Source organism: Streptomyces calidiresistens (assembly GCF_014141525.1).
GTDB lineage: Bacteria > Actinomycetota > Actinomycetes > Streptomycetales > Streptomycetaceae > Streptomyces > Streptomyces calidiresistens.
On sequence record NZ_VKHS01000362.1, the window covers coordinates 1 to 5,383 of the forward strand.

General features: G+C 65.8%; 8 protein-coding genes and 1 pseudogene. 7 read left to right on the plus strand and 2 right to left on the minus strand.

Features of this window, described 5'->3' with window-relative positions; all coding sequences use genetic code 11:
• The first annotated feature begins 387 nt into the window (after positions 1 to 387).
• From FOE67_RS15420 to FOE67_RS15435, 4 genes and pseudogenes are all read left to right on the plus strand, one after another.
• Entirely contained in the window at positions 388 to 1,251 is an 864-nt protein-coding gene (locus FOE67_RS15420; protein WP_182664639.1) for a helix-turn-helix domain-containing protein, read from the plus strand.
• Between the two features lie 2 nt (positions 1,252 to 1,253).
• Complete coding sequence (locus FOE67_RS15425; RefSeq protein ID WP_182664641.1) at positions 1,254 to 1,451, plus strand: DUF397 domain-containing protein; 198 nt, start codon at positions 1,254 to 1,256, stop codon at positions 1,449 to 1,451.
• A gap of 150 nt (positions 1,452 to 1,601) precedes the next feature.
• Positions 1,602 to 1,967 (plus strand): annotated as a pseudogene (locus FOE67_RS30420) (class I SAM-dependent methyltransferase); the annotation flags it as partial.
• Positions 1,968 to 2,387: 420 nt separating this feature from the next.
• Positions 2,388 to 2,798 carry a RidA family protein gene (locus tag FOE67_RS15435; protein WP_182664649.1) on the plus strand — a complete coding sequence of 137 codons (411 nt, stop codon included), beginning with the start codon at positions 2,388 to 2,390 and terminating at the stop codon, positions 2,796 to 2,798.
• Positions 2,799 to 2,844: 46 nt separating this feature from the next.
• On the opposite strand, the gene FOE67_RS15440 is transcribed toward FOE67_RS15435, so the two are convergent.
• The gene (locus FOE67_RS15440) at positions 2,845 to 3,639 is read right to left on the minus strand and encodes a phosphotransferase enzyme family protein (RefSeq protein WP_182664643.1); all 795 of its coding nucleotides are present in this window, start codon (positions 3,637 to 3,639) and stop codon (positions 2,845 to 2,847) included.
• Between the two features lie 165 nt (positions 3,640 to 3,804).
• Here FOE67_RS15440 and FOE67_RS29370 point away from each other — a divergent pair, with 165 nt between their 5' ends.
• The 3 genes from FOE67_RS29370 (at position 3,805) to FOE67_RS15450 (ending at position 4,576) form a co-directional block, all read left to right on the plus strand.
• Positions 3,805 to 3,981 (plus strand): hypothetical protein, encoded by a 177-nt coding sequence (locus FOE67_RS29370; protein WP_228473924.1) that lies wholly within the window; start codon positions 3,805 to 3,807, stop codon positions 3,979 to 3,981.
• Complete coding sequence (locus tag FOE67_RS15445) at positions 3,982 to 4,251, plus strand: DUF6228 family protein (RefSeq protein ID WP_323384960.1); 270 nt, start codon at positions 3,982 to 3,984, stop codon at positions 4,249 to 4,251.
• 133 nt (positions 4,252 to 4,384) lie between these two features.
• Positions 4,385 to 4,576: a hypothetical protein gene (locus tag FOE67_RS15450; RefSeq protein WP_182664645.1), complete on the plus strand. Its 192-nt coding sequence runs from the start codon at positions 4,385 to 4,387 to the stop codon at positions 4,574 to 4,576.
• Between the two features lie 122 nt (positions 4,577 to 4,698).
• Here the strand turns inward: FOE67_RS15450 and FOE67_RS15455 are convergent, their stop codons facing one another.
• Positions 4,699 to 4,992, minus strand: coding sequence for a hypothetical protein (locus FOE67_RS15455; RefSeq protein ID WP_182664647.1), 294 nt, complete (start codon positions 4,990 to 4,992; stop codon positions 4,699 to 4,701).
• Positions 4,993 to 5,383: the final 391 nt, after the last annotated feature.

The window sequence follows — 5,383 nt, forward strand, 5'->3', positions numbered from 1 at the left end:
CTCCCAGCCCTCCCCGCCCAGCACCTCCGCCACGTGATTGCGCGCCAGTCGCGGCGCCTCGGCCGCGCTGGGTACGCACAATCGGTACTCCCGCACCGCGTCGGACGGCTCCACGGTCACGTCACCCGCGTCGAGAACGGCGATCGTCATGTCCTGACTCCTCTGCGCTCGTTGGTCACATCGGCAGCCGAGAGCTCCCCACCGTGGCCCGGTCGCGCCCCACCGAGCGCGACTGCACTGCGGATTCACCGGAGGACTCTCGGTAACAATGCCCACCGTAGAGCAAGCCGTATAAATTTTTCTACGCAGTCACTCAAAAGATAAAACGGCACGTCTGTTTGATTTTTGTGTCGTGAAACGATGCCAAGCGACCGGAGAGGATGAGCCATGCCCCCCAGAGCAGCACCGAGCGCTCGCCAGCGCCGCCTCGGCACCGAACTGCGCAAGATGCGCGAGCGAGCAGGCATGAGTCCCCTGGCAGCAGCCGAGGCACTGGGAACCAATCGAACAGGCATCAGCAACCTCGAAGCCGGCCGCTTCGGAATCAGCGAAGAACGCCTCCGCACTCTGGCTGCCATCTACTCATGCACCGATCGCCCGTACATCGACGCCTTGGCAAAGATGGCCACCCTGAGAGAAAAAGGCTGGTGGGAGCACTATCGGGAAAGCATGCCCACCGCCGCCCTCAGCCTGGCAGAGCTCGAACATCACACCCGGAGAATCCTCACAGTACAAATTTTGCACATCCCGGGAATTCTTCAAACAGAAGAATACGCGAAAGGGGTTCTACTGAGCGATGTTCCACGGCCAGAGCCCACCATGTTGCGTCAACGCCTTTCATTCCGGATGAGGCGCCGAGACGTACTCGACAAGAACGACCCCCCTCACTGCATGTTCTTGATACACGAGGCCGCCCTGCGTTTCATCAGCCACGACCCGGTGGTGGCGCTTGGACAAGCGGAATATCTGCGGGAGTGCTCCGAGCGACACAACGTCACGATCAGGGCAATCCCATTCAATGCCGGAATCTTTCCCAATACCGGCATTTCAACCGTGTATGCAGCAGGAGATGTGGAGAGGCTGGACACCGTTCATTTGGAGGTTCCGCACGGGAACGTCCTCCTGGATGCCGAGAGCCACTTGGAGAAGTACAGGGCTATCCTGAAGAGAGTTCAGGAAATTTCACTCACCCCTCAGGAAACGATGCTGCTCATCGAGAGCATCATCCACACGCTGAGAAAGGATCGGTGAAGATGACTCACCAGGAGTGGCAGAAGTCTTCCTTCTCCACCAACGGAGTGGAGTGCGTCGAGGTGGCTCGGACACCCGAGGCGGTGTTGATACGCGAGAGCGAGGCGCCGGGGCGGGTGCTGACCACGACGCCGGCGCGGCTGCGCGGGCTGGTCACGGCCCTCAAGGCGGAGAGCCCCGCGACTCCGAGCCGCGTCTGAACTCCCGGCTCGGAAAAACCGATTGACCACCCCGGGATGCTGGGGGGCATGGTCGATCGCCTGTTCTCCGAACGGAAGCTCGCCGAACTGTACGACGTGCTCTACCCCTGGAACTGCTCCCCGGACGATGCCTTCTACCTCGACCTCGTCATGGAGGCGTCCTCGGTCCTCGACGTGGGGTGCGGCACCGGGTTGTTGCTGCGTCGGGCCCGCGAGGTCGGCCACACCGGCCGGCTGCGCGGGCTCGACCCGGCCGCCGCCATGTTGGACGTGGGCCGTGCCGCGGGCGACGGGACCGGCGCCGGCGTGGAGTGGGTGCACGGGGACCTCACGACCGTCCCCCACGACCGGGAGTTCGACCTGGTCGTCATGACCGGTCACGCCTTCCAGGTCTTCCTCACCGACGACGAGGTGCGCGCCGCCCTCGCCGCCGTCCGGACCGCGCTCGTGGACGGTGGCCGGTTCGCCTTCGAGACCCGCAACCCGGCCGCCCGCGCGTGGGAGCGCTGGACACCCGACCACCCCCGCGAGGTCGTGGACCCGAACGGCTTCCGGGCGCGGTGCGAGCACCGGGTGGACACCCCCGTCGAGGGAGAGCTGGTGAGCTTCACGACCACCTTCACCGCCGATTCCCTGGACGGCCCGGAGACCAGCCGCAGCACCCTCCGGTTTCTCGACGCCGACACCCTCACCCGGTTCCTGGAGGAGGCCGGCCTGATCGTGGAGGCCCGTTACGGCTGGTGGGACCGTTCCCCCCTCACCGCCGAGAGCCCCGAGATCATCGTCATCGCCCGCCGGGACCGACCGGCACCGGGCCCCGGCCCGCAACAGAGGCAACACCCCTCGGGGTCCTACAGGATGGCCGGGCCCCGACACCCCCAATACCTCGAACACCCTGACCACCCCGAACACCCCGATGAAGGGACCGACCAGACCGTGGCCCGTGCCGTGAAGCTGATCCGAGCCAACGCCCTGTCCGATGTCGCCGAGTACGCCTACGCCGCCACCGCCCCGCCCGAGGCGCGGCTCATCTTCCTCGCCGGTGCCTGCCCGCTGAACGAGGACGGCTCGACGGCCGCCGTCGGGGACTACGCCGGGCAGGCCGCGAAGGCCGTGGAGAACATGCGGGTCGCGCTGGAGGCGGCCGGCGCCTCGTTGGAGGACGTCATCAGCACCCGGGTGCTCGTTGCCTCCAACCGACAGGAGGACCTGGTGGCCGCCTGGGAGGTCGTGCGGGACGCCTTCGGCGACCACGACGTGCCCAGCACCCTGATGGGCGTCACCGTCCTCGGCTACGACGACCAGCTCGTGGAGATCGAGGGCATCGCCGCCGTCCTCGATTCCTGACCGCCGCCCGCCGGGGCGGGTGGGAGCACCGCCGCCGGGTGGACGTTCAGCCGAGGAGGGCCCGGAGCCACCGGGCCTCGTGCCGCTCGGTCCACTCGGCGTCGTTCCACCACACCCCGCCGTGGCCCTCCCGCCACAGGCGCGCCCACGGCTGTTCGCCGAGTGCGGCGCGTTCCCGCAGGAAGTCGTGCATCGAACGGGCGCGGCGGGCCAACACCGGCACCAGGGCGCGGCGTTCGGCCTCAACGAGGCCGTAGGCGTCGATCAGCGTCCGCAACCGGTGGTCGGGGCCCGCGCCCCGCTCGCGCAGGGCGGCATCGGCGGAGAGCGGAACGAAGCCGTGGGCGGCGTAGGCGAGGTCCCACAGACGGGTGCCGGGGGCGGCGGCGTCCCAGTCGATGAACGTCCAGGCCGCGCCGCCGTCGGCCACGAGGTTCCACGGCGCGAGGTCGTGGTGGGCGATGATCTCCGGTTCGCCCTCGGCGGGGATGAGTCGTTGCCAGCGGGCGTCGGGCGGGGGCGTGAAGTCGCGCACGGCGTCGTGGAAGGCGCGGATGAGTCGACCGACCCGGGCCAGGCGCTCCGTCGGGTCGAGGAGGTCGAACCGGTCGGGCCACACGGGCTCGCCGGGGGCGAAGGTCAGCACCTCCCGTCCCCGCTCGTCGATGCCGAGCGGGCGCGGCGCGGCGGTGAAGCCGACGGCGTGCAGGTGGTGGAGAAGGGCGTGCACGGCCGGTGTCCACGGCCCGGCGGGGCGACGGACGGTGTCCCCGACACGCACCACGCCCGCGCTGACGTTCCCGCCGGTGAGCGGCACCTCCGGGGGATCGCTCCGTGACATGCGGCCAGTCTGGCCGGCGGGGGGTGGTCGGCGCGACGGGTTTTCGGGGCGGACCGGGGCGGTGGACGGCGGACATGCGGAGCCGACCGCCCCACGGGGATCCCCACGGCCCGATCACCGGGAAACGGCTGTCCTCCACGCCTCGGCGGCTTCTACGCTGCCCCGATGCTGACGGACGACCCCGACGGCGGACCGATCGTGAAAGGGGGGAGCCTCGACTCCCCCTCGGCCGCCCTTATCCTCTCCGGGCCCGGGCGCCCTTTCGGCGATGAGCTCATGCTCGACTTCCTGGTCACCGCCCGGGGCGAGTGGGGACGAGTGGAGACACCGGTCCGCGTCTGAATCGGGGACGGCCCCGGTGATTTCTTCTTCTCTCTCGCCGAGGATTTCCGGGGCTGGAAGAGCACCCGGATATGGGACTCGCCGGACCACTCGCTGCGTGTCTCGGCGGAACACCGCTCCCGGGGCCGCGTCCACCTGACGTGGACCCTGTCCGGAACGGACATCAAGCGCCCGTGGGACTTCTCCTGCACCACCGTTCACGCGGCCGGAGAGGACATGCGTCACCTGGCCGCCGATGTCCGCGAGTTCCTCCGGATGGCGGCCGAGTAACCAATCACCGCCCAGAAGTGACCACTGCGTCCCACTTCTCAGATGGCGAAGCAACCACAACCATTGACGAGAAAAGTCTCTGAGAGAGTCCAGGAACCCCCTTGACCTCGGCCGTCAAGTAAATAAACCTCTCTTGGAGGAATTCCAGAGCTATCGCTTATTATTACCCGTCGAGGAAGATAAAATCCTCGCCGAGCGCGCCCCGGATCTGCACCAGGTTCTCCAACACTGCCGGGCCAAGAGGCAGCCGCGTCTGGTACTGGAAAGCGCCTTAATGCCTTACGACAAGGTGGCCGAGGCATGGGAGAACGGCAACGAACGGTAGCGTTCGGGGCAAAGCCCGCCGACTTACCGGTGAATTTTTAGTTCCTCACCACCCCGACGATCTCTCACCTGGGCCTCTACTCACGGAGAGGCAGGAGGAAGAATGCCGGATATTCAGCCGCATCAGTCTCCCAAGATGGCAAGATAGCCTCGCCGGCGAATTACACGCCAAATTACTTCGATCACAAGATTGGCGGCCTCCCTCACTTCCGGACTGGCAGCCGAAATATCGTTGACCTCTTCAATCAGATCGTACAACTGGGGAACATTGAAAATTGTATCCCCGTAAGGGTCAACATAGCGAAGCAGCCCACCCTCTCCGGACTCGGCTAGTATGAGAGAAAATTTTTCACTCACTTCCGAGCCGGCATACTCCCGCTTGTGAACTTGATTTTCAAGATACACGGCGCAACCCACGAAACCTCCCTCTGGTCGGAAACTGTCATTCCATTAGGGGATGGGATGCATAGTGATCACTCCGCCCCATTCATCCTGAACCACCCTGTACCTTTTCGTGGGAAGCGCCCCGGAGTCCCTGGACGTACTTCCCACGATTTCGAACCACTCCGCCTCCCGCTCCCATCTACCATTTTTATTGGGACCACTCGCGGGGTAGGAATTCGAATGGTCAACCAAAGCGTCAAGATCAACTCCTTCTTTGAAGGTGCTTTTGTCGCTGGTGTTTTCTGACCCCCCTGGCATGTGACGCCGACGTACATAATCTTCACCTTCATCCGTCAACCCCGCCGGATAGGGTGCGAGTCCGAGGGGGTCGGTCCAGATGGTGGGGTTGTGGGGGTAGGTGTGG

Excerpts from the sequence above, each read along its gene's own strand:
- FOE67_RS15420 (WP_182664639.1), top strand. The coding sequence starts at position 388 with ATGCCCCCCAGAGCAGCACCGAGCGCTCGCCAGCGCCGCCTCGGCACC.
- FOE67_RS15425 (WP_182664641.1), top strand. The coding sequence starts at position 1,254 with ATGACTCACCAGGAGTGGCAGAAGTCTTCCTTCTCCACCAACGGAGTG.
- FOE67_RS15440 (WP_182664643.1), bottom strand. The coding sequence starts at position 3,639 with ATGTCACGGAGCGATCCCCCGGAGGTGCCGCTCACCGGCGGGAACGTC.
- FOE67_RS29370 (WP_228473924.1), top strand. The coding sequence starts at position 3,805 with ATGCTGACGGACGACCCCGACGGCGGACCGATCGTGAAAGGGGGGAGC.